At 31.3% G+C, this 214-nt stretch carries 1 pseudogene; it reads left to right on the top strand.

Annotated features, from left to right (window positions below):
- Positions 1 to 137 (top strand): annotated as a pseudogene (locus RT405_RS11745) (MurR/RpiR family transcriptional regulator); the annotation flags it as partial.
- Positions 138 to 214: the final 77 nt, after the last annotated feature.

Genomic DNA, 214 nt, shown 5'->3' with positions numbered 1-214 from the left:
ATCTTTCTGAAATTGTTTTTATTGGTTTTAAGTCCTCTATCTCTTATTTTCCAGATTATGAAGTGCGCTCTAGGCTACCTCTACAAGTTATGACAAGAATTTTGCTAGATTCCTATGCAATTAGAGTAAGTCAATAAAAAACAGAGAATCCACAAATTTTTGTAGGTTCTCTGTTCTTTATTTTAAGCTTTTTACTTTCCTTTACCATACCAAG

The sequence above is a fragment of the Carnobacterium sp. genome (genome assembly GCF_032094055.1).
Taxonomy (GTDB): domain Bacteria; phylum Bacillota; class Bacilli; order Lactobacillales; family Carnobacteriaceae; genus Carnobacterium_A.
This window is presented reverse-complemented; position numbering and strand designations above follow the sequence as displayed.